Here is a 21,701-nt window from a genome sequence, read left to right as displayed (position 1 = left end):
CGGGCTGGGCGGCGGGCGCATTTGGGCGGTCGGAGACAAAACGCATCCGGCCTCCAAAACCGCATGACGCCAAAGAACGGCGCCAAAGATCCGCACCAGAGACCCGTGCCGCGCCGCGTGACGGGCCCCTGCGCAGCACTGGCGCGGGGCCGTCAGGGCATCAGCGGCCGTTTGTTTTGCGCCAGGCGGCGAACTTTTCCAGGTTCTCCTCCTGCGTGGCGGGATACAGCCCGATGATGGCCGCGCCGTTCTTGACCTGCTCCAGGGCAAAATCCTCATAGGCGGTCATCTCGATCGCCTCGTCGGCGATCTCTGCGGCCAGATGCGCGGGCAGGATGATGACGCTGTCGTCGTCGCCCACCACGATGTCACCCGGAAACACCGGCGCGTCGCCGCAACCGATGGGGACATTGATGTCGATGGCCTCGTTGGTGGTCAGATTGGTCGGGCTGGAGGGGCGGCTGTGATAGGCTGGCATCTCCAGTTCGCCGATGTTCATCGCGTCGCGAAAGCCGCCATCGGTGACCACACCAGCGCCGCCGCGCATCATCAGGCGGGTGATCAGGATGTCGCCGGCGCTGGCGGCGGTGGCCGATTTGCGGCTGTCCATGACCAGCACATGGCCCGGCGGGCAGGTCTCGATGGCGACGCGCTGGGGGTGTTCGGGGTTGCGGAACTCGACCAGTTGGTTGCGGTCCTCGCGGGCAGGCATGTAGCGCAGGGTAAAGGCGGGGCCGACCATGTTGCGGCCCTTGGCGGCCACCGGGCGCACGTCCTGGATCGCCTGATGGCGTAGCCCGCGCTTGTACAGCGCGGTGGCCAGCGTGGCGACAGAGACCTGTTCCAGCTTGGCCTTGGTGTCGGGGGTCAGGGGGTGATCGGTCATCTCTGGTTCCTTCGGGTGACATCTGCGTTCGACAGGCTTTGGCAAAAACTCTTCGAACGCGGTTCGAAACGCGGTTCAGACGGCTCGACCGCCGCCTGGTCCCGCCTGTGTCGCAGCGGGCGGCTCATGCCAGCAGTCCGTTGCCGGCCATGAAGCCGCGCAGGCGCATCATCTGGTCGTCGGTCAGCGGCCAGGCGGCGGGCGGGCGCGCCACGCCGCAGTCCTCGCCCATCAGCGCCAGCGCCGCCTTGACGCCGGGCACATTGGCCCCGCCCTGTTCCTCGGCGCGGATATCCTCAAACACCTGCATGTCGGCGATCAGCGCGCGGGCGCGGGCGTAGTCTCCCGCCTCCAGTGCGGTGTTGATCGCCACCGACCGTTCTGGCCAGACATTGATCAGCCCGCTGGTAAAGCCGCGCGCACCAACGGCGTAGAGCGTCGGCGCCCAGACCTCGGCCAGACCGCCGGTCCAGGTGATGTGATCGGGGGCGGCGGCCATGGCGGCCTTCAGCCGCATGGGGTTGGGCGTGGCCCATTTGACCCCCACCACGCCCTCGACGCGGCACAGCGCGGCGATGGCATCAGTCCCGATGGCATCGTTGCGCAGGTAGAGGATCAGCGGCAACCCCTGTCCGGCCTCGCGCACCGCCTGCACATAGGCGATGACGCCGCGCGGCGCGACAAAGGGGTCGGGCGGCTGGTGGATCATCAGCGCAGTTGCCCCCGCCGCGCGCGACGCCTCGGCCAGGGTCTGCGCGTCGCGCACCCCGCGTCCGACGCCCGCCACCAGCGGCACGCGGCCCGCGATATGCGTGCCGCTGGCCGCAACCATGGCGCAGGCCTCGTCCAGCGTCAGCCCGTAGAACTCGCCGGTGTTGCCATTGGCGGTCAGCACATGCACGCCTGCGGCAATGGCGCGGTCGACCAGTGGCTTTTGCAGGTCCGGCGCGATCTCGCCCGCCGTGTCAAACGGCGTGACAAGGATGCCGGACACGCCGGTCAGCGCCTTGGCGAGAGCGCTCATGTCAGAAGCCCCGCGTCCCGGGCCTGTCCCGGGACCTCCCGGCGGGAAAGGTGCAGGCCCCGGATCAGGTTCCGGATCAGGTCAGGGGCGGTGTTCGTCACAGCCATCAATTGATCTCCGGTTCCGGCACGGGGCCGCCAAAATCGCTGCGCAGAAAGTCAAAGTCGCAGCCCTTGTCCGCCTGTTCCACATGTTTGCTGAACATCTGGCCATAGCCGCGCTCAAACCGTGGGGCGGGCGCTGTCCAGGCGGCGCGGCGCGCCTCCAGTTCTGCGTCCGTCAGCACGACGTTGAGCGTCCGGTTGGGGATGTCCATCTCGATGATGTCGCCGGTCTGGATCAGCGCCAGTGGGCCGCCGATATAGGCCTCGGGGGCCACATGCAGGACGCAGGCACCGTAGGATGTGCCCGACATGCGCGCATCCGACAGCCGCACCATGTCGCGGTGGCCGTCCTTGAGCAGCGCCTTGGGCATCGGGATCATGCCCCATTCCGGCATCCCCGGCCCGCCCAGCGGCCCGGCATTGCGCAGCACCAGAACGTGGTCCGGTGTCATCGGATAATCTTCGTCGTTGATGATCGTCTTCAGCTCGGCATAGCTGTCGGCGACAATCGCCGGGCCTTTGTGGGTCTGGAACCTGGGGTCCATGGCGGCGGGTTTGATCACCGCGCCATCGGGGGCCAGATTGCCCTTGAGCACCGCCAGCGACCCCTGCTGGTACACCGGGTTGGACAGCGGCCGGATCACATCGTCGTTGTAGTTCACCGCCTCTGCGATGTTGTCGCCCATGGTCTGGCCGTTCACCGTCATCACCGACAGGTCCAGCTTGTCGCCCAGCTCTTTCATCAGTGCCGGCAGGCCGCCCGCGTAATAGAAATCCTCCATCAGGTAGTCCTTGCCCGAGGGTCGGATATTGGCCAGCACCGGCGTGGTGTGGCCGATCTCGTCGAGGTGATCCAGCGTCAGGTCGACGCCTGCGCGCCGCGCCATCGCGATCAGGTGGATGATCGCATTGGTCGAACAGCCCGTCGCCATGGCCACGGTGACCGCGTTGCGCGTGCTTTCCCAGGTCATGATCTTGTCCGGCGTCATGTCCTCCCAGACCATCTCGACCGCGCGCGCGCCACAGGCGGCAGCCATGCGTTTGTGCCCCGCATCCGGCGCCGGGATCGATGAGGCGCCGGGCAGCGTCAGCCCCCAGCCGTCGGCAATCGACATCAGCGTGCTGGCGGTGCCCATGGTCATGCAGGTGCCATAGCTGCGCGCGATGCCGCCCTGCACGCCGTCCCACTGGTCCTTGGTGATATTGCCCGCGCGGCGCTCATCCCAGTACTTCCAGACGTCGGTCCCCGAGCCCAGCTTTTCCCCCGCGTAATTGCCGCGCAGCATGGCCCCTGCCGGCATGAAGATGAACGGAAGGTTCATGCTGACCGCACCCATGACCAGCGCCGGAGTGGATTTGTCGCAGCCCCCCAGCAGCACCGCCCCGTCGATGGGATGGCTGCGCAGCGTCTCTTCGACCTCCAGCGCGCCCATGTTGCGATACAGCATCGAGGTCGGCTTCAGGAACTGTTCGGAAAACGAATGCACCGGCATCTCGACCGGCGTGCCCCCCGCCTTCAGGATGCCGCGCTTGACCCACTCGGCCCGGTCGCGCAGGTGATGGTGGCACGGCGACAGATCCGACCAGGTGTTGATCACCGCGACAACCGGCTTGCCCTCCCAGTCATCCGCAGACCACCCCATCTGCATCGCACGGCTCCGATGACCCATGCTGCGCAAATCATCCGGCGCAAACCAACGCGCGGAACGAAGATCTTCAGGTCTCTTAACACACATCTCAATCCCCTCAAGATATAGGCTGCGAAAACATGAACATCAGGCTAGGAGACTGTTCAAACACGGGTGGCTGCCCGGCGTGGTCGCGTGCCAACCGCCATTTGCCCATCGCCATGTGCAAAACTCCACCGCCTGCCTCCCCCTATACGCAGCCTGCCACAAGAGTCTGTCAGGACCGGAGTAGCAATCACCAAACTGGTATACTAGTCTAATTTGCAATGCAATCCTGTTTCCCAGACAAATCCGACAGGCAGACCGCCACATGCCAACGACGCCCATATGAAAAGACAGCGCATGTGAGGCAAACGTCGAATTTCTCCCAAGCCTGCCGGTTGCGTGGTTTGCGCCCCATTTCGAATGCGCCTACGCTTGGCAGGGTGACACATCATTGCCGGAGGCCGCCCGTGCCAAAGAGTTTTGCCAATCCGTTCCGGGGCACCGGCCTTCTTTCCGATTGGTCCCTGCCCAAGGATGACCCTACGCCTGTCGCGGCCTTGCTCTCTGGCTGTCCGAAACATGGCGTGACCCCGCTGCGCACCGCGCCGGATCTAGCGCAGGTCTGCGGTTTGGCTGATCTGCGCATAAAAGACGAAAGCGGGCGTATGGGGCTGGGCAGCTTCAAGGCGCTTGGTGCGGCCTATGTGATCGCGCGCGATGTTAGCAGGGTGGACCCGCCCTCGGCAAACGGGCGCACCTATGTCGCCGCCAGTGCAGGCAATCACGGGCTGTCCGTGGCCGCAGGGGCGGCGACCTTTGGCGCGCGGGCGGTGATCTATCTTGCTGACACAGTGCCAGAGGCCTTTGCCAATCGCCTGCGCTCCAAGGGGGCAGAAGTCGTGCGCGCAGGCGCCACCTATGAGGACAGCATGAAGGCCGCGCAAAGAGCCGCCGATAACAACGGCTGGACGCTGTTGTCGGACAGCTCATGGGAGGACTACACCGACGCCCCGCTGGCGGTGATGGAGGGATATTTGCAACTGGCGGCTGAGGCCGTCGAACAGATGCCCACCCCACCCACGCACATCCTGTTGCAGGCGGGCGTGGGCGGTATGGCCGCCGCATTGGCCGCGCATTTCCGCAAGGTCTGGGGCGACGATCCGCAGATCCTTGTCGTGGAACCTGATGCTGCCCCTGCCCTGATTGGCAGCATTCGTGCGGGCCGCCCCATCACCACGTCCGGCCCCATCTCTTGCATGGGCCGGTTGGACTGCAAGACGCCTTCGATGATCGCGCTGGCAGGTCTGTCGCGGGACGCCGATACCTTTGTGACAATCACAGAGGATGAGGCCCGCGACGGTGTCGCCCTGTTGGACCGATACGGGTTTGCCACCACGCCGTCCGGCGGTGCCGGTCTGGCCGCGTTGATCGCGGGATTGCCGGGGGTCGGCGCGGACGCGCGCGTCCTGGCCATCCTCAGCGAAGGCCCCGAAGATGGCTGACGCGCGCCCCGGTTTCGGCGCGGGCGAATACGCCCGCCGGTGGGAGGCGCTGCAGGCACGCATGGCAAACGCCGGGCAGGACGCGCTGTTGCTAACCTCTTCGGCAGATGTTTTCTACACCACGGGTTTTCTGACCCGGTTCTGGGAAAGCCCCGCGCGACCGTGGTTCGTGATCCTGCCGCAAACCGGCGCACCGGTGGCGGTGATCCCCGAAATCGGCGCGCATCTGATGGCAGCGTGCCACACCGGCGAAATCCGCACTTGGCCCGCCCCGGATCCACAGGACGACGGCGTCGGACTGTTGACTGACACGCTTGCGGAACTTGTCCCTGAACAAGGCCGTATCGGCATGCCGATGGGATTGGAAACCAGCTTGCGGATGCCGCTGGGTGACTATCTGCACCTGGCCACAGCCCTTGCCCCGCGCGCCTTTGTCGACGCCACCGACACGGTGCAGCGGGTGCGTGAGATTAAGTCTGAACAGGAAATCGCGGCGATCCGAACGATCTGTACCATCGCCGGGCGCGCCTTTGACGCCGTGCCGACCATCGTCGCCACCGACCGGCGACTGGACAGTGTGTTCCGGCACTTTCAGGCCGCCTTGCTAGAGGCGGGCGCGGATTGGGTCAGCTATACGGCGGGCGGCGCGGGTCCGGGCGGTTACGGCGATGTGATCTCTCCGGCGGCATCAGTCCCGCTGCAACGGGGCGATATTCTGATGTTGGACACCGGCGCGGTGAAGGCCGGGTATTTCTGCGACTTTGATCGCAATTTTGCCATCGGCCCGCCGCCTGACGCCGCCCGCCGCGCGCAAGACGCGCTATATGCGGCGACGGATCGGGCGCTGACAGATCTGCGCCCCGGCATGACCGCGCGTGATGCGCACCAGCTTTTGACGACAAGCCTGCGCGCGCAAGGGGCCACGCCCTGCAGCGGTCGGCTGGGGCATGGTCTGGGTGTGACGCTGACCGAATGGCCCTCTTTCACGGACCGAGACTCGACCGAACTGCGCGAAAACATGGTGCTGACACTGGAACCGGCGGTCGAAATCGGACCGGGCAAGATCATGGTGCATGAAGAAAACATTGTCCTGCGCGCCGACGGGCCAGAGCTGTTGTCCCCACGCGCACCCTGTGACCTGCCGGAGATCGAGATATGAGCAGCTTTCCCTATACGTTGTCAGACACCGGCGGTCCCGCATTGGGTCTGATCGTCCTGCAAACGGACGAAACGATTGAGGGCGATATCCTGCGACTTTTCCGGGGCACCCCAGTTCGGATCTACGTCAGCCGCGTGCGCGCCGGGGCTGCCGTCACGCCCGCGATGATCGCCCAAATGGCGCTGGACCTGCCAGAGGCCGCATCGATGTTGCCGCAGGCAACGCGCTATGGGGCGGTCGGCTATGGTTGCACATCCGGGACAACGCTGATCGGGGTCGACCGGGTGGCGGAACTGGTCCAATCGGGCTGCAAGACCGACGCCGTTTGCGATCCCCTTAGTGCGGCACGGGCAGTCTGTGCGCATCTTTGTATCCGCAGGCTGGGGCTGGTTTCGCCTTATCGCGCCGACGTGGCGCAGCCGGTCAGTGACGCCTTTGAAACAGACGGGCTGCACGTCACCCGCGCCGTCCATTTCGGCGAAGAGGTCGAGGCGAACGTGGCGCGCATCACCCCCGACAGCGTGATCGCCGCCGCGCGCGAGGTGGCCCGCCACGGCGACATTGACGGGATCTTTCTTTCCTGCACCAACCTCAGGACATTGGACGTGATCAGACCACTGGAACAGGAACTGAGGGTGCCGGTCTTTGGCAGCAACCTTGCGCTGGCATGGGCCATGGCACGCGCCGCAGGACTGCCAGACATCCCAATTGGCTCGCTTGGCCCAGTCGACTCTGCTGATAATCGATCTGCAGGGGCGGCGCTGCCTGCGGCGTGACCAACCCGCCCCCACTTCAAGGACCACCGACGTGACGACGACCAAACCAACGCTTGTGATCGGGGCCGGGGTGATCGGTGCGGCCATCGCGCTGGACTTGCAAAAACGCGGCCATGACGTGACGCTGATCGACCGTGACGCACCGGGATGCGGCGCGTCGTTCGGGAATATGGCGTCAATCGCGGTGACAGAATTCATGCCCGCCTCGCGCCCTTCGGTCTGGCGTCAGATGCCCGGTTGGCTGCTAGATCCCGAAGGGCCGATTGCGGTGCGCAAGAGTCACATGCCCCGGCTGGCACCATGGTTCTGGCGGTTCCTGATGGCATCACGCCCCGCAACCCTGCGGCGGCTGGAGGCGGCGGGTGCTGCGCTGTGTGAGCGCGCGCTTGGCGATACGCAGGCCTTGTTGCGCGAGTTGGGTTCCGAGGATGACCTTTCGGACACCGGATGCCTTGCGCTTTATCAGGATGACGCCGCGTTCCGCGCCGACGGCGATCATATCGAGATCCTTGAACGGTTCGGTTTTGCCCATGAGGTGATAGGACAAACCGCTCTGCGGGAGCTGGTGCCAGAGATCTCAGACGACATTCAACAGGCGGTGATCCTTCCCGACAACCGATCATTGAAAGACCCGCACCGCTATGTCACCCGGATCGTTACCCGGTTCGAGGCGCTTGGCGGAACGATCCTGCGGGCCGAAGTCGCGGGCTTTGACCGTGCCGACCGTATAACTGCTGTTCGGTTGGCGGATGGCCGCGCGCTGGAGGCCGGAACCGTCGTGCTGTGTGCAGGGGTTTTCACCGCCGGGTTGGCGCGCTGGCTTGGGGAACCGATCCCGCTGGAAACAGAGCGCGGCTATCACACCCAGATCATGGTCCCCGGATTGCATCTGGACCACGCGCTGATCTGGCCCGCCCGCGCCTTTATGGTGACACCCACCGCAGGCGGCATTCGTGTCGGCGGCACCGTGGAAATGGCTGGACTGAACACGCCGCCCGACTGGCGACGCGCAAGGATTACAGTGAAACATGCGCAAACCGCCCTGCCGAACCTGTGCGTGACGGAGGCCACGGAATGGATGGGCCATCGCCCTGCCCTGCCCGACACGGTACCGATCCTGTCAGCCTCATCCAAAACCCCGGGCGTGTTTTACGCCACGGGCCACGGACATCTGGGCTTGACGCTTGCGGCCACCACGGCAAAACTGATGGGACAGTTAATCGACAGTGAGCCCCCGGTGGTAGACCTGCACCCCTACCGCATCACCCGTTTCTAAGGTCAGCCGCACCGGCAAGCGGAGGCGTAGTCCGCACTCGCACCGCGGCGGGGCGGTTGGCGATCTGTCCCGCCAGAACCGACCCCAACACAATCACCGCACCCGCGATCTGCACCGGGGTCAACGCCTGTCCCAGCCAGAGCCAGCCCAGCAGAACCGCCGTCACCGGGCTCATCATGCCCAGCATCGACACGGCGCCCGGCTCTAGCCGCGCAATGCCACGGAACCACAGCCAATAGGTTGCTGCCGCGCCGATCAGGCCCAGCCACGCAAGCCCGGCAACGTTCAGCATACTCAGCGGCGGCAACGGGGGTTCCAGCAGCAGGGCCAGCGGCACAAGGATCAGTCCCCCGGCCGTCAACTGCCACGCGGTATAGCTGAGCGGGGGAACGGGCGGTTGCCATTTGCGGCTCAGTACTGTGCCCGCCGCCATCGACGCCGCACCGCCCAGCCCGGCGGCAACCCCCAGCGGGTCAAGGCTAGCCTCTGGCCCCAACAACAGCAGCGCCACACCTACGATGCCACAACCCGCCGCCGCAACCGCCCCTGCCCTGATCGGGGTGCCCAGCCAGCCGCGCGCCATGGCGATCACCATCATCGCCTGAAACGATCCCAGCGTCGCTGCCACACCCCCGGGCAGTCGGTAGGCCGCCACAAAGAGCAACACCCAGAACAGCCCGAAGTTCAACGTGCCCAGCACAAAGGTTCGGCCCAGCCATGCGCGCGGTGGTAATCGGCGGGTCAGGGCCAACAGCAACAGCCCCGCAGGCAAGGCGCGCAGCATGGCAAGGGTCACGGGATGATCGGGCGGCAATGCCTCTGTCGTGACCAGATAGGTGCTGCCCCAGATGGTCGGGGCAAGCGCCGTAACAAGGATATCGGTGGTACGGGTCATGTCAGTTCTCTTCTCTGGTCACCACAGGCGCGCATGCAGGATGCGCGGGGAAACCGCAACTGGGTCCAGCCCGATATCGCGTAACATGTGATCGGACATGCCGTGCAGGTGTCTGCGGGCGATCCGGGACGACGGCGGGCTGTCGCGACTGAACAAGGGCATCACGCCGCCTCCTCTACCGCGCCGGATGCCATGCGGGCTGCGATCCGCGCCACATGCGCCCCCTGAAAGCGCGCGCCGTCCAGATCCGTCGCGGTCGGCTGCAACGACCCGTCCGCCCCGGCGATGGTCCCCGCGCCATAGGGGGTGCCGCCATGAATGCCCTCGGCCGAGGTTTGTCCGGCGAAACTGTAGGGCAGACCGGCGATCAACATTCCGAAATGCATCAACGGGATATGCGCCGACAACAGAACCGCCTCATGCCCGCCGTGCTGTGACCCGGTCGAGGCAAAGACCCCCGCAACCTTGCCGACCAGCGAATTGCGCGCCCACAAGCCGCCTGCCTGATCAAGGAATTGCTTCATCTGTGCCGCCATCATGCCGAACCGGGTGGGCGTCCCAAAGAGAATGCCGTCATAGTTGGCCATGTCCGCCGGCGCGGCAACCGGCGTCATGTCCGGGACATAGCCGGCAGAGCGGCGCACCGCCCCGGGGACCGTCTCTGCCACGCGTCGAATGTCGACGGTGGTGCCGGGCACACTCAGCGCGCCTTCGGCCTCGGCGCGGGCAAGATCGCGGACGTGGCCGTAGCTGGAATAGTAGAGAATAAGAATGCGGGTCATGATGTTTCTCCTGCGTAGGATTGCGATGCGCAGAAGATCGGTCAGACGCGGGCCGGGAATAACCCGCCCGTTTGCAAGTCATTCTTTACGCAGATTGAAGAATGCGGGGCCACCACGGGATTCGGGCGTTGCCTAGCGCTTGATGCGCCAGACGAGTGCGGTTTCGTACCCGGCCGCCTCCAGCATCGCCTTCTTGGACCGCCAGGCCGCCGGGCACACCACAAGCGCAGCATCGTTCTGCCGTTGGGCCAGCGCCGCCTCTGCGGCCGCGAAAAGATCATGCGCGCCCTTGCCGGCCCCCTCGATGTGATCCGGATCTTGCAAATCCTCGTGGTGGAAATCGTCGATGAACCCGGTTGCGGCAATGTCATGGGCGGGCGGGAAATGCAGGGCGGTGGCGGGCTGTGAGATCACATATCCCTCAACCTCTCCCTCCGGGGCGGCCACAAACATGTCGCGATCTGGCAAGGTCAGGCTGCGGGCCATCCAACTGCCAAACCGGGCATCCGCATCGGGATGGGGTTTCCAGAAGACATTCAGATCCAACAGGATTTGCCGGTGTTCGGCGCTCAGCCCTACGATGGCGGGCACATCCGCCTCTGTGGCCTTGCGCACAGACGCCGCCGCTGCCTGCGTGCGCAGACCCGTACGCGCCAGATACAGTGTCAGGGGGGCATAGTTCCGATCCGTCTGAACCGACGCCCATGGCCCGTCGACGATGGACGAGGCCACGAGAACCTTGGCGCCCGCCTCTATCAAGTCGTCCTCTGCCGCCGCGAACAGGATTGCCCGCGTGTCATCCGGCGCGCTGTCGGACACAAAGCTGTCTTCCATGATCAATCCCGGCGCACCAAAGTCCCCTGCGTAGATCGGCGGCACCGGCAACAGGATGTTATGGATCACCCCGACCACCGCCCCACCTGCCTCAGCCAATAGCCATCGTTGCCGGAACGGCGGGTTTTCACTTTCCATCGCCTGCTCGATCGCAGCGGAGATTTGGGCGCGGGCATCCGCCTTGAGCGTCCACAAGTCGGGGTCCGTCATCTGCCTTTGCTCTGCATCACGCATCAGCAGATCAGTCAGAACGTCCAGATCGGCCATGGCGGCGGGGCGGACTGAGGGGGACATGGGCGCACTCCTTGGGTATACGTTTGGGTAGTCTTAGGCAAAGATCGCCCAACCCGCCAGTGCCGTCCCCTGATCTCTTGGAACGGCAAGGGCCGCGACGCGGATCAATCCAGCAGTTCACACGCGATGCGCCGTCTCAGCTGCCCAGCGCCTTTTGCAAATGCTCTAAAAAGGCATTTACCCGTGCGTCCATACCAAGGCGTGACGCGGTAACGGCAAAGATCTCTGGCCCCGGCAATTCATGGTCGGGCAGAACCCGCACCAGATCGCCGCGCCCTTCTGGCACGTCAGACACAAAATTCGGCAGTGTGCCAATCCCCTGTCCGGCAATCAGCAGATCGCGCAGCACAAGGCTGCTTCCGACGCGAACCGCAGGGTCAATGTCAACCGGCACCGTGCCGTCAGGACCGGTCACGGTCCAGCGGGTCAAATGGTCCGCCATCAGAAACCCCAGCACCCGGTGCCGGGTCAGATCCTGCGGCGCCTGCGGCGTCCCGGCCCGGTCGAGATAAGCAGGTGCGCCAAATATCCGCTGCCGGACGTGGCCGATGCGCCGCACGATCAGTGCCGAATCCGGCAGGGTCGGGCGAATGCGGATCGACAGATCAAACCCGCCCTCGACCATATCCACCACCCGGTCGTCCAGCGACATGGTGATCCGCAGATCCGGAAACCGGTCCAAGAACCCCGGCAGCATCGGCGCAATCACCATCTGTCCGAACGACGCCGGCACATTGATCCTGAGATGCCCCCGCACGCTGCCCGTGCCCGCGCGAATGCGATCCTCGACCTCATTCACGGCCTGCAAGAGCGCGCTTGCCTCTTCGTAATAGTGTCGACCCTGATCGGTCAGCGACATCGCCCGCGTAGTCCGTGTCAGCAGTAGGCAGCCAAGGCTTTCTTCCAGCAGTTTGAGTTCACGGCTCAGCAGGGCTGAGGACACGCCCAGATCCTCTGCCGCCCGGACAAGGCTGCCGCGTTCGACAATGCGGCAATAGGCATTCATGACCGACAGCTTGTCCATTCCGGCGCTCCGCTTGCGGGCCGTGGCCCCGCGTCGATGACAACGCCGTGCAGAATGCCATATCCCGTCAGGATGCCAAGGCCGCAAGAGACCAGCATGTCGCCGATTTCGGAGTCGACATCTGCCCCGTCTTGGCAGAGCTGCTGCGTCTCAGGATCGCCCGACCCGGACCACTACCGAGTGTCCCGGAGTGTCCTGACATCCGTCCTTCGGGCCCGCCTTCATATTCGTTGCTTGGCGGCCTCGGTCGTGGATGGTCAGTTCAAGTGGGGTGTCATTCCCATCGTACCCCCCAGAACGATACCGCGCCGCCCTGATTTGGTCTGCAATTCGACCAGTTGCGCCTCGCTGCGTGTGGTGCGTTGCGATTGTCGCCGGGTCCATGTGAAAAGCTTGTGATACTTGTCGGCGATGATCTCGGCGTGATCCGTCCGCGCCTCCAGATCGACCAGTTCCAACGGGCCGGTCTGCAAATCGTACAGCAGTGGGCGAAAGCCGCCCTCGAAATGGATCAGCTTCCGCTTTTTGTCGATCGCGCAGAGCATGACGGCATCGCGCACAGAGGCGTTCATCTGCGCTGCCACCGGCGAAGCGGAATTGTCGTATTCGCAAATCGCGGAGTCCCGGAGCGTTTCCGCCAGCCGGTCGATGTGGGGCGTGTGCAGGGCCTTGTGACCGTAGCAACTGAGGTAGTCCGAGCGCAGCTGGTCGAACGGATATTCTTGGCTTTGGCCATGGCGTCATGCGCGACCTGTGCTGCGGTGTTTTGCACCCATACGGGCAGTCGCATCCCCCCTGCCTTGGTTTTGACTAAGGTGTGTACGGAACAACGGCACGCGGGGAAAATGTTTTGCGATTGCCGCGACAGGTGTGCATCACCGGACCTCTCAGGTACACCGGGCATTGCGCAGTGAGCCAGACAAGGCGGATTGGATCAGTAATTCCACATGGTCCCGTCTTCCAGACGGACAATCGGGTGGCTGCCGGGCTGATATTCGTATCGCTCGACCTCTTTCTCATCGAAATCGACGCCCAGACCGGGCGCATCGCTGACATGGACCATGCCGTTTTCCATCCGGTGATCAGCCGGGAACAGCGCGTCGCATTCCGGCGTGCCCAGCACCAGATACTCCTGAATGCCAAAGTTCGGCGCCCAAGCGTTCAGATGCGCCTGCGCCGCCATGCACAGCGGCGAATGGCTGGGCGCGCCGTGGAACCCCGTGCGCACATGGTGCAGCCCGGCCGGATCGACGATGCGTTTCACCGGGGTGATGCCGCCCGCATAGGTGACGGCAACGCGGATGAAATCGATCAACTCATTCTCGATCAGCTTGTTGCAATCGTAGATCGAGTTGAACACCTCTCCGATGGCAATCGGCACAGTGGAATGTTGTCGCAACAGGCGCAGCGCATCCTGATCTTCGGCTAGTGTCGGATCCTCCAACCAGAACAGGCCCACGGGTTCGACCGCCTTGGCAAATTCGGCGGCTTCGCGTGGCGTCAAGCGGTGATGGACGTCGTGTAGGATCTTCAGATCCGGGCCGAAACGGGCGCGGATCTCGGCCAGCGCGCCCGGCATATATCGCATGTAGCGTCCGGTGTCCTAAATCTCGACCTTGGGACGAATGCCGCTGAAATCGCTGATGTAATGTTTGCTTTCGCCTTGGGTTTCCGGAACCGCGTAACTGGCGGTCGGCATGCCCGGAATGCCGCATTGCACCCGCACAGCCCTGTAGCCTTGTTCGACATAGTGGGCGATGCTGTCCATGAGGTCTTCTAGATTTGTTCCAGTGGCGTGACCGTAAACCAGCGCGCCCTCGCGGCTCTTACCTCCGAACAGCTGGTAAAGCGGCATGTTCGCCAGCTTGCCCTTGATGTCCCACAGCGCCATGTCGATGGCACCATATGCAGCCATCGCAATGGGGCCGCGCCGGAAATAGGCCCCGCGATAGAACATCTGCCAGATGTCCTCGCTGTTGCGCGGGTCCATCCCGATCAGGTTGGGAATAAGGTAATCCTGAAGATACTTGGCAGGCAGAGTTTCGCGATTGTTCAGCGTCGCGTCGCCCAGACCGTAAACGCCCTGATCGGTCATAATCTTCAGCGTCACATAGTTCTTGGCGGGGCCGCCGACAAAAACTTTGGCATCAATGATCTTCATGCGATGATCTCCAGAGGCAGGGCCGATCAGGCCAGGTGGGACACGTCGGACCAGGCGTCATTCTTGCGGATCAGGCCGATGATCTGCTGGTATTGGCAGCCTTCCCTGAAGGTCGGATAGGGCGCAACCGTGGCCCCTTGGATGTCGCGCACAAATTCCCGCGCCAGATAGTGCCAGCATTGTTCCGTCTCGCCTTTGACGTCCGGAACGGTCTTGGCAATCTCCGGCGGCACCGGCAAAGCGGTCCATGTCCTGTCCGCGCCGTACAGGTACAACTGGCCGCTGCCATAGTGGCCTTTGAGGTAGATCGCGCCCTTGGTGCCGTAAAACACAATGTGATCGTCGCTGAACCGCGGCACCAGAACGCCATGTTTGAACAGCACCGACACCGGGTTTTCCGCCAACGGGCTCTTGATCCGCGCCAGCACGGTATAGGACCATTCCACATCGCTTTGCCCCCATTTCAGCGCGGGGTCGTTCAGGTCTTTCGGAATGAAATCGCGCCGCGTGGCAAAGTTGTGCACTCCGTCAACAATGGGCGCGCGGCCAAGATCGTAGCGCACGTCGCCGCTGATCGACAGGATCTTGTCACCGACGACTGAGGCCACGATGGACAGTGTGTGGGTAAAGTTGTTGTTGAGCCGCCCACCGCCGTCCTTCTTGCGATGGGACCAGCCAAAGGGAATTTCACGTTCTAGATTAAAGTGTGAGATACATTCGATCTCGGTAGGTTCGCCAATGACGCCAGACGTCACCAGATGCCGCGCATGCAGGACGCTGGGCGTATAGCGAAAGCTGGCGGCATAGGCCGTCTTGACGCCCTTGTCCTGCGCCAGTTTGAACAGCTGGACCGCCGTATCGGCGTTATCGGTCATCGGCTTGTCGCAAAAGACGTGACAGCCGGCTTCGATGGCCTGTCGGATCGGATCGAAATGCGCCCCGCCCGGTGTGGCGATGGAAACGATGTCTGGTTTGCAGGTCTCCAGCGCCGCTGCCCAATCAGTGCCAAAATGGGCGATGGACATCTTTTCAGCCACGTCACGGGTGACTTGCTCTGTCCGGCCCACGATCCCGACCACCTCGGCCCCTGCCGCCCGAAACGCGTCTGCATGACCCTGTCCCGCGAAACCAGTGCCGGATATCAAGACTTTCAGTTTACGGTCCATGTGCCTCTCGCCGATGTGGATTACTAGTATCCCAATCTGGCATACTAGATTAGGCTTATCCCGTTGGCAACCAGAGCGCTGTGCCAAACGCGACATCAGCGCGGACGTGGCAAAGTCGGAGTTTTACCGAATCCAAAACATTTTCCACCAGACTAGGTGCCGATCCTGGAGTCTCGGCAATGCCATCAACCTACACCGCAAGCGACAATGAATTTGCCACGGCAAGCGGCGCAAATCTGAACTACAATTCAGATTGGAGCCGGTTTGACGGAGCGCCCAGCAATACATCGAACCTTACCATCACCTCTAACGAAGGTGATTTAGATCCTAACACCTTTGAAACCGGTGAGACCTATGATCTCAAATGGGAAGGCGATGGCGGCGGCGCCATCGAAGATGCGGTAGTCATCCGGTCTGACTACCTTGGTTCCGAACAGGGAATCATTGTGTTCGAAGGGACGAACAGCGCTACGGGCGCGATCGCTCACATTGTCTGGACACCGTCCGTCGATCTAGAGTCCTGGTACCACAGCAATGGCGGAGACACTTACAATCAACCCGGATTCTGGACCTCCAATCAGGACGGCGATGACTTTCAATTTGCCTGTTACGGCAAGGGAACAATGATCGAAACGCCCGATGGTCCGCGTTTGGTGGAAACCCTGCGCGCGGGCGATTTTGTGCTTACGCTGGACCACGGCCCGCAAGAAATTCTGTGGACGCACGTTGGCGATCAACCGCTTGGGGATGCCGACCTTCAGTCAAAGCCGGTACTGATTGGCGCCGGCGCATTGGGCAACAACCGCCCGACCCGGGATCTGATCGTCTCGCCGATGCACCGTATCCTTGTCGGCGGGCACGGTCAGGTCGAAACGGTTTTCGGGCGCGAATGCCTCGCCCCGGCCAAGGCACTGACGGGTTTACCAGGCATTCGTTTCATGAATGGAAAACGGGAAATCACATGGGTTCATTTCGCCTGCGCCCATCACGAGGTGGTTGTTGCGAACGGCTGCATCTCAGAGTCGCTGTTGCTAGGGCCGATGGCGCTGCAATCATTGACCCAAAACGAAAGGGCGCAAGTGATCCAGTTGTTCGGCAACATCCATCCCCAAAAGAAACCGTTAAATGGACATGCGGCCCGAAAATGTCTGGGTGTCGGTCCTGTCCGTCGGCGGATAGAGGCACAGCGCAACCGAAAGAAACTGCGCATGAAGCAGAAATCAAAGAGACGAGATGTCGTTCGTTCGGCGGATGGATATAGGGCTAAACTGGCCGGTCCCATGCCATCGAAACAACATAGACCCGATCTCCGGCTTTAGCCCCAAGCTACCCCGCAGATCAGCCTTTCACGTTGCTCATCGCTGGGCAGTGCAGGAAAGTAGCGCGACAAGTGCCGACCTGAGACGGTTCAATTCTTCAGCAATGACGCCCAACAGGTAAACCGCGCCTTGGCCGGGACCAAAGAATCATTGCCGGAACGGCCAATCGTCCCGCCCCCCCCTTTGCCTGTCAGACGTCAAGATCACTAAGGATTTGCGCGAACGAGGCGCCATGCATGTCTCGATCAAAGATGGTTCCCTGGATTTCGGGGCGCGGCAGGCTGAACTTGACGACATTCAGGTCTGGAATATCGAACCGTTTTATCACGCCCGGGTCGGTCTGGAATGCCTTGGCAACGCGTTCGGTGTCCAGCCCGCCAGATACGAGGGCAAAAACCTCTGGTGTGCCGCAAAACACATCGACCGTCAGCCAGAACGGGCCGGCATTCTTGGACCGCACCTTGGGGGCCAGATCGACAAGCCTGCTCATGCGCCCAACTCCTGCGTGGTCAAAGTGAAGGCCGCCATCGGATCATCCAAAACCAGCACATGGTTCAGACAAAATTCGTAGATCGCTCCGCGCGACATTTCAGCCGGCGAAAAGGGAAAGGCGAAAGTCGGCATTTCTTCCTGTTCGGTCAGCGGGTGGTGCAGCAGGTAGGGGTTCAGCATCTTGGCCACCTCGCGGCTTTGCGCCTCTGTGGGGGCGGTCACAATTCCCAGCACGCCAACCTCACTGCCGACCGCGGGTTCGCTGTCTAGCGGACCAAGGGTGGCATCCACACCGATCAGGCGCAGTTCCAATGTAAACTCTCCGCCGACACGCTCCTGGGCCTTGGCGCTGCATTTGGCGTGAATATCATCACACCATTCGCGGACATGGGCCACATAATGCGGATCACGCACCAGCGCGAGAGAGACGGTCTGGAACCCGGCAAGGCGCGCGCCTTCCAGTTTTACGGTGTAGGTGTCGGAGGGTACCCATTCACTGCCCTCGACCCGCACCCGCCTATCGTCCAGAGCCGTATAGGTGGCCCCGCGCACATCCAGATGCCCGCCGGGTTCATACAGAATATAGGGGTCTGAATTTTCGTACAGCATATGGGCAGACACAGTGTGGGGCGTGGCGCGCGCCTCTGCGCCCATTGGGGTCATGGTGAACCCGGTTTCGTCAAACTCGATCAGGATGGTGCCGGAATTGGGGCTGGTGGTGGCCAGTGCGCCGCATTCGCCGATCTTGGCACCGTGCCACGCGCCGCCCGCGTGACAGCCGCGCGCAAGCGGCAGGGCCGAGATGATCGCCGTATCTGTGGTGCGACCGGCAATGACGATATCCGCGCCCGTGTCCAGTGCCGCCTGAATCTGCTCCGCCCCGGCCAGTGCCACGATGTTTGTGCAGTCACGAAAGGTCTGCGCAGTGATCTCGGGGGCCGCAGCCAGAGGCGTGATGCGCCCCGCCTCAAACGCGTCTGACATAGCCTCGGGCGTCTGACCGCTTTTCAGCACCGCCAACTTCAGCGACGCACCAGTTTCGGCGGCGATCTCGCGGGTGATCTCGACCAGCCAGTCGACAGCATCATCCGCACCACAGGTGCCTGCCGTGCCAATAATCAGCGGCACGCCCGCCTCTGCCCGTGCGGCCATCAATTCGCGCCACTCGGCCTTGGTCGAACCGCGTGAATACTTGGAGGTGCCTGTTCCAAGGTAGTGCGGCCCGCTGTCAGTCGATCCGCCGTCAATGGCGATAATGTCGGGCTTGGCGGCAATACCACGGGCCAGCGCGGCACGGTCGTACCCCAACCCCAAAGCACCGGACGGGATGAGAACTTTGATCATCAATCTGTGATCCTTTGCGGTTTTTTCATCAGTCCCCGTAGGAACATCGGCGCGACGAACCCGGCCACGGCGACAACCCAGAGCGAAATGGCGATGCCTGAGCTGAACAGATAGGTCCAGTCACCATCCGACAACACCATTGCGCGGCGCAGGCTGTCCTCCATATGACCGCCCAGCAGGATGCCAAGGATGATCGGCACCGTGGGCACGTCCAGTTTGCGCAGCACCCAGCCCAGCGCGCCAAAGCCTACCATCAGCAGCAAGTCAAAGTACGACCCCGACAGCGAATAGATGCCCACGAAAGAAATCATCGTCACACCGGGCAGCAAAACCCAAGGCGGAACGCTAAGGATTTTTACGAAGATCTTGACCATCGGGACGTTCATCAGCAGCAGAACGAAGTTGGCGATCAGCAGAGAGGCGATCAGGCCCCAGACCACCTCGGGCCGTTCGGTGAACAACGTCGGGCCGGGGGTGATGTTCAACGTCATCAGCAGCGCCAGCAGAACGGCGGTGGTGCCCGATCCGGGCACGCCCAGCGTCAACATAGGCACCAACGCGCCGCCCGCGGCGGCGTTGTTACCCGCCTCGGGGGCGGCGACGCCCCGCGCGACGCCAGTGCCAAACTTGCCCTTTTCCCCAGCAATGGATTTTTCCGACATATAGGCCAGGAACGACCCCAGCGAAGCCCCTGCCCCCGGCAGCACCCCGGCGACAAACCCGATCAAGGAACTGCGCAGCTGCGTCCATTTGGTGTCCCAGATGTCGTGCCACGGCACGGTGACCTTGTCCAGCTTGACCCCGATCGAGGTGTTCTTGCCGTGGCTCTCGATGAAAAAGAACACCTCGGCGATGGCGAACAGGCCCACGATGGCGACAAGGAAATCGATCCCGTCAAACAGGTGCATGTTGCCAAAAGTCAGACGCGGCATGCCAGAGTTGTTGTCCACCCCGACCATCGCGATCCCCAGACCGATACACGACGCAATCGCCGCCTTGGCCTGATTGTTCGAGGCAATCCCGCCCAGCGTGGCAAAGGCCAGCAGGTAAAGTGCAAAGTATTCCGCCGGTCCAAACTGAAACGCGATCCGAGCCAACAGGGGAGCCAGCAACATCAGGCCGATGGTCGACAAAAATGCGCCCGTGAACGAGGCCACGCCAGAGATCACCAGCGCATCACCCGCCCGGCCTGCCTTGGCCATGGGATAGCCGTCCAGTGTGGTCATCAGCGCCGGTTCATCGCCCGGAATGTTCAGCAGGATGGAACTGATCCGCCCGCCATACATCGCGCCGTAGTAAACGGCCGTCATCAGCACCAGCGCGCTGGTCGCGTCCAGCCCCATCGAAAAGGTCAACGGTATCAGGATCGCCACGCCGTTTGACGGGCCAAGGCCCGGCAGCGCGCCGATGATCGTGCCGATGAAACAGCCAAAGACGGCCAGCATCAGGGTGAACGGGCTTAGCGCGATGCCAAAGCCGATCGCGAGGTTCGCAAACAGGTCCATGTCGAATTCCTCAGCCGTGCAGGACGGCCGGCAGCGCAACCAGGCCAAGACCCAGCGCGAATTTGAAAATGATGAACAACCCGACCGACAGGCCGACACCGGCCAGCGCTGCAGCGCGGGGGCGCGGGCTGATCTGATAGCTCAGGATCGCCGCCGTGATCGCGGTTGGCAGCAGAAAGCCCAGCGGTTTCAAGGCATAGGCGTAGCCCACCAGAACCACCACAGCGACAAGCAACGCGCCCATGGTCCGCAGGACAGGCCATGCAGGGTCTTCGTTCGGGCGCAGCACCACGATGATACCGCAGATAGCCGCCACGCCACCAACAATATAGGGGAACACGCGCGGGCCGACCGGATCGGCCAGAAAGCTGGTCTGAATCTGTGTGGCGCTGGCAATGTATGCCAACGCCAACAGGGTCACGACCGCTCCGAAGATGCGGTCTGAAACCATTACTGAATCACCCCGATCTCTTTCGACAGGGTGCGGATTTCAGCCACGACACCATCGACATAATTCTGGAAATCAGCACCAACCTTGGTGAACGGCGCAAGACCGTTGGCCGCCATAGCCTCTGCCCATTCATCGCTGTCAGCAACTTGCTGCAAACGATCGGCCCACTTGTTGAAGTCCTCGTCGCTGATGTCTTTGGGAACATAGAGCCCGCGCCAGTTCACAGCGACCACGTCGATGCCCTGCTCCTTGGCGGTCGGGATGTCCTCAAAGCCGGGAACCCGTTCTTCGGTCAGCACGGCAATGGCACGCACATCGCCCGACTTCAGAAAGCCGACGATTTCGGACATGTCGCCCGTCATCGCCTGAGTAAAGCCCCCCACGGTCTGGGTGATGGCATCCGCACCACCGTCGACACCGATATACTTGATCGCGCGCACGTCGGTCACACCGGCGCGTTGCAGGATCATCAGCGGCTTGAGATGGTCAAAGCCCCCAACGGCAGAGCCGCCCGCAAAGGCGATCTTGCCCGGCTCGGCCTTGATGGCATCGACCAGATCGGTCAGCGACTGATAGGGGCTGTCTTTGGCCACCACGATCACACCCGGATCGGCACCGATTGAGCCGACAAAGCGGACCTGGTCTGCGGTCATGCCGGCATAGGCGTTCTGCGCCAGCCGGGTCGACGTTGCCGACGAAGCCGCAATGATCAGGTCGGCATCATCGCCGCGCTCGCTGACCACATGGGTAAACGCAAGACCGCCACCGGCGCCAGCCATGTTGGTGACCTGAACGGGTTTGTCGACCGCGCCGATGTCATACATGATCTTACCGATTTGACGGCAAGTGAAATCCCAGCCGCCGCCGGGGTTTGCCGGGGCAATGCACTCTGCCGCATATGCGGCTGTCGCGCCAAAGCCAACTACGGCGCTGGTCACCAGCGCCTTGAGTATGTGATTATTCATATTTTCTCCTCCCGTTTGACACTTTGTGTCGTGTCCAACATGCTTAAAGAAAAACTTGAACCTGACAAC

General features: G+C 62.7%; 22 protein-coding genes. 5 read left to right on the top strand and 17 right to left on the bottom strand.

Going from position 1 to position 21,701, the window contains the following annotated elements:
- Nucleotides 1-160: 160 nt before the first annotated feature.
- The 3 genes from ANTHELSMS3_RS12190 to araD all read right to left on the bottom strand — a co-directional run bounded on the left by ANTHELSMS3_RS12190 (nt 161) and on the right by araD (nt 3,750).
- On the bottom strand, nt 161-886 hold the full coding sequence (locus ANTHELSMS3_RS12190; RefSeq protein WP_198319798.1) for a ribonuclease activity regulator RraA: 726 nt from the start codon (nt 884-886) through the stop codon (nt 161-163).
- A gap of 124 nt (nt 887-1,010) precedes the next feature.
- Nucleotides 1,011-1,910: a dihydrodipicolinate synthase family protein gene (locus tag ANTHELSMS3_RS12185; protein ID WP_094035096.1), complete on the bottom strand. Its 900-nt coding sequence runs from the start codon at nt 1,908-1,910 to the stop codon at nt 1,011-1,013.
- A gap of 106 nt (nt 1,911-2,016) precedes the next feature.
- Nucleotides 2,017-3,750 carry an L-arabinonate dehydratase gene (gene araD / locus ANTHELSMS3_RS12180; protein WP_094035095.1) on the bottom strand — a complete coding sequence of 578 codons (1,734 nt, stop codon included), beginning with the start codon at nt 3,748-3,750 and terminating at the stop codon, nt 2,017-2,019.
- A 404-nt stretch (nt 3,751-4,154) separates the two neighbouring features.
- On the opposite strand from araD, the gene ANTHELSMS3_RS12175 reads away from it, so the two are divergent.
- From ANTHELSMS3_RS12175 to ANTHELSMS3_RS12160, 4 genes are read left to right on the top strand one after another with little or no spacing between them, the layout of a single operon-like run.
- Nucleotides 4,155-5,189 carry a pyridoxal-phosphate dependent enzyme gene (locus ANTHELSMS3_RS12175; protein WP_254694726.1) on the top strand — a complete coding sequence of 345 codons (1,035 nt, stop codon included), beginning with the start codon at nt 4,155-4,157 and terminating at the stop codon, nt 5,187-5,189.
- Nucleotides 5,182-6,348 carry a M24 family metallopeptidase gene (locus ANTHELSMS3_RS12170; RefSeq protein WP_094035093.1) on the top strand — a complete coding sequence of 389 codons (1,167 nt, stop codon included), beginning with the start codon at nt 5,182-5,184 and terminating at the stop codon, nt 6,346-6,348. The genes ANTHELSMS3_RS12175 and ANTHELSMS3_RS12170 overlap by 8 nt, the downstream gene beginning before the upstream one ends.
- On the top strand, nt 6,345-7,124 hold the full coding sequence (locus tag ANTHELSMS3_RS12165) for a maleate cis-trans isomerase family protein (RefSeq protein ID WP_094035092.1): 780 nt from the start codon (nt 6,345-6,347) through the stop codon (nt 7,122-7,124). The genes ANTHELSMS3_RS12170 and ANTHELSMS3_RS12165 overlap by 4 nt, the downstream gene beginning before the upstream one ends.
- A gap of 31 nt (nt 7,125-7,155) precedes the next feature.
- Nucleotides 7,156-8,400: an NAD(P)/FAD-dependent oxidoreductase gene (locus ANTHELSMS3_RS12160; protein ID WP_094035091.1), complete on the top strand. Its 1,245-nt coding sequence runs from the start codon at nt 7,156-7,158 to the stop codon at nt 8,398-8,400.
- On the opposite strand, the gene ANTHELSMS3_RS12155 is transcribed toward ANTHELSMS3_RS12160, so the two are convergent.
- From ANTHELSMS3_RS12155 to ANTHELSMS3_RS12120, 9 genes are all read right to left on the bottom strand, one after another.
- Nucleotides 8,387-9,295 carry an EamA family transporter gene (locus ANTHELSMS3_RS12155; RefSeq protein ID WP_094035090.1) on the bottom strand — a complete coding sequence of 303 codons (909 nt, stop codon included), beginning with the start codon at nt 9,293-9,295 and terminating at the stop codon, nt 8,387-8,389. The genes ANTHELSMS3_RS12160 and ANTHELSMS3_RS12155 overlap by 14 nt on opposite strands.
- Nucleotides 9,296-9,313: 18 nt before the next feature.
- The gene (locus tag ANTHELSMS3_RS12150) at nt 9,314-9,457 is read right to left on the bottom strand and encodes a DUF1127 domain-containing protein (RefSeq protein ID WP_094035089.1); all 144 of its coding nucleotides are present in this window, start codon (nt 9,455-9,457) and stop codon (nt 9,314-9,316) included.
- On the bottom strand, nt 9,457-10,077 hold the full coding sequence (gene wrbA / locus ANTHELSMS3_RS12145; RefSeq protein WP_094035088.1) for an NAD(P)H:quinone oxidoreductase: 621 nt from the start codon (nt 10,075-10,077) through the stop codon (nt 9,457-9,459). Before wrbA ends, ANTHELSMS3_RS12150 begins: the two co-directional genes overlap by 1 nt.
- A 132-nt stretch (nt 10,078-10,209) precedes the next feature.
- A complete protein-coding gene (locus tag ANTHELSMS3_RS12140; protein ID WP_157733491.1) occupies nt 10,210-11,205 on the bottom strand; it encodes a hypothetical protein in 996 nt (331 codons plus the stop codon).
- Between the two features lie 136 nt (nt 11,206-11,341).
- Nucleotides 11,342-12,229, bottom strand: coding sequence for a LysR family transcriptional regulator (locus ANTHELSMS3_RS12135; protein WP_094035086.1), 888 nt, complete (start codon nt 12,227-12,229; stop codon nt 11,342-11,344).
- A 257-nt stretch (nt 12,230-12,486) separates the two neighbouring features.
- Nucleotides 12,487-12,801 carry a hypothetical protein gene (locus ANTHELSMS3_RS12130; protein ID WP_094035085.1) on the bottom strand — a complete coding sequence of 105 codons (315 nt, stop codon included), beginning with the start codon at nt 12,799-12,801 and terminating at the stop codon, nt 12,487-12,489.
- 362 nt (nt 12,802-13,163) lie between these two features.
- Complete coding sequence (locus ANTHELSMS3_RS26345; RefSeq protein WP_302630572.1) at nt 13,164-13,817, bottom strand: enolase C-terminal domain-like protein; 654 nt, start codon at nt 13,815-13,817, stop codon at nt 13,164-13,166.
- 15 nt (nt 13,818-13,832) lie between these two features.
- Entirely contained in the window at nt 13,833-14,390 is a 558-nt protein-coding gene (locus tag ANTHELSMS3_RS26340; protein WP_302630571.1) for a hypothetical protein, read from the bottom strand.
- A gap of 26 nt (nt 14,391-14,416) precedes the next feature.
- Nucleotides 14,417-15,556: a Gfo/Idh/MocA family protein gene (locus ANTHELSMS3_RS12120; RefSeq protein WP_094035084.1), complete on the bottom strand. Its 1,140-nt coding sequence runs from the start codon at nt 15,554-15,556 to the stop codon at nt 14,417-14,419.
- A 179-nt stretch (nt 15,557-15,735) separates the two neighbouring features.
- Here ANTHELSMS3_RS12120 and ANTHELSMS3_RS12115 point away from each other — a divergent pair, with 179 nt between their 5' ends.
- Nucleotides 15,736-16,875: a Hint domain-containing protein gene (locus ANTHELSMS3_RS12115; RefSeq protein ID WP_094035083.1), complete on the top strand. Its 1,140-nt coding sequence runs from the start codon at nt 15,736-15,738 to the stop codon at nt 16,873-16,875.
- Between the two features lie 190 nt (nt 16,876-17,065).
- Here the strand turns inward: ANTHELSMS3_RS12115 and ANTHELSMS3_RS12110 are convergent, their stop codons facing one another.
- The 5 genes from ANTHELSMS3_RS12110 to ANTHELSMS3_RS12090 are packed head-to-tail and all read right to left on the bottom strand — an operon-like array spanning nt 17,066 to nt 21,632.
- Entirely contained in the window at nt 17,066-17,365 is a 300-nt protein-coding gene (locus ANTHELSMS3_RS12110) for a DUF4387 family protein (protein ID WP_094035082.1), read from the bottom strand.
- Entirely contained in the window at nt 17,362-18,711 is a 1,350-nt protein-coding gene (locus tag ANTHELSMS3_RS12105; protein ID WP_094035081.1) for an acyclic terpene utilization AtuA family protein, read from the bottom strand. Before ANTHELSMS3_RS12105 ends, ANTHELSMS3_RS12110 begins: the two co-directional genes overlap by 4 nt.
- Complete coding sequence (locus tag ANTHELSMS3_RS12100) at nt 18,711-20,216, bottom strand: tripartite tricarboxylate transporter permease (RefSeq protein ID WP_094037089.1); 1,506 nt, start codon at nt 20,214-20,216, stop codon at nt 18,711-18,713. Before ANTHELSMS3_RS12100 ends, ANTHELSMS3_RS12105 begins: the two co-directional genes overlap by 1 nt.
- A 10-nt stretch (nt 20,217-20,226) precedes the next feature.
- On the bottom strand, nt 20,227-20,667 hold the full coding sequence (locus ANTHELSMS3_RS12095; RefSeq protein ID WP_094035080.1) for a tripartite tricarboxylate transporter TctB family protein: 441 nt from the start codon (nt 20,665-20,667) through the stop codon (nt 20,227-20,229).
- A complete protein-coding gene (locus ANTHELSMS3_RS12090) occupies nt 20,667-21,632 on the bottom strand; it encodes a Bug family tripartite tricarboxylate transporter substrate binding protein (protein WP_094035079.1) in 966 nt (321 codons plus the stop codon). The genes ANTHELSMS3_RS12095 and ANTHELSMS3_RS12090 overlap by 1 nt, the downstream gene beginning before the upstream one ends.
- Nucleotides 21,633-21,701: the final 69 nt, after the last annotated feature.

It is taken from the genome of Antarctobacter heliothermus, from assembly GCF_002237555.1.
Taxonomy (GTDB): Bacteria; Pseudomonadota; Alphaproteobacteria; order Rhodobacterales; family Rhodobacteraceae; genus Antarctobacter; species Antarctobacter heliothermus_B.
The sequence above is the reverse complement of the archived record's forward strand: the minus strand, read 5'-3'. Positions and strand labels throughout refer to the sequence as shown.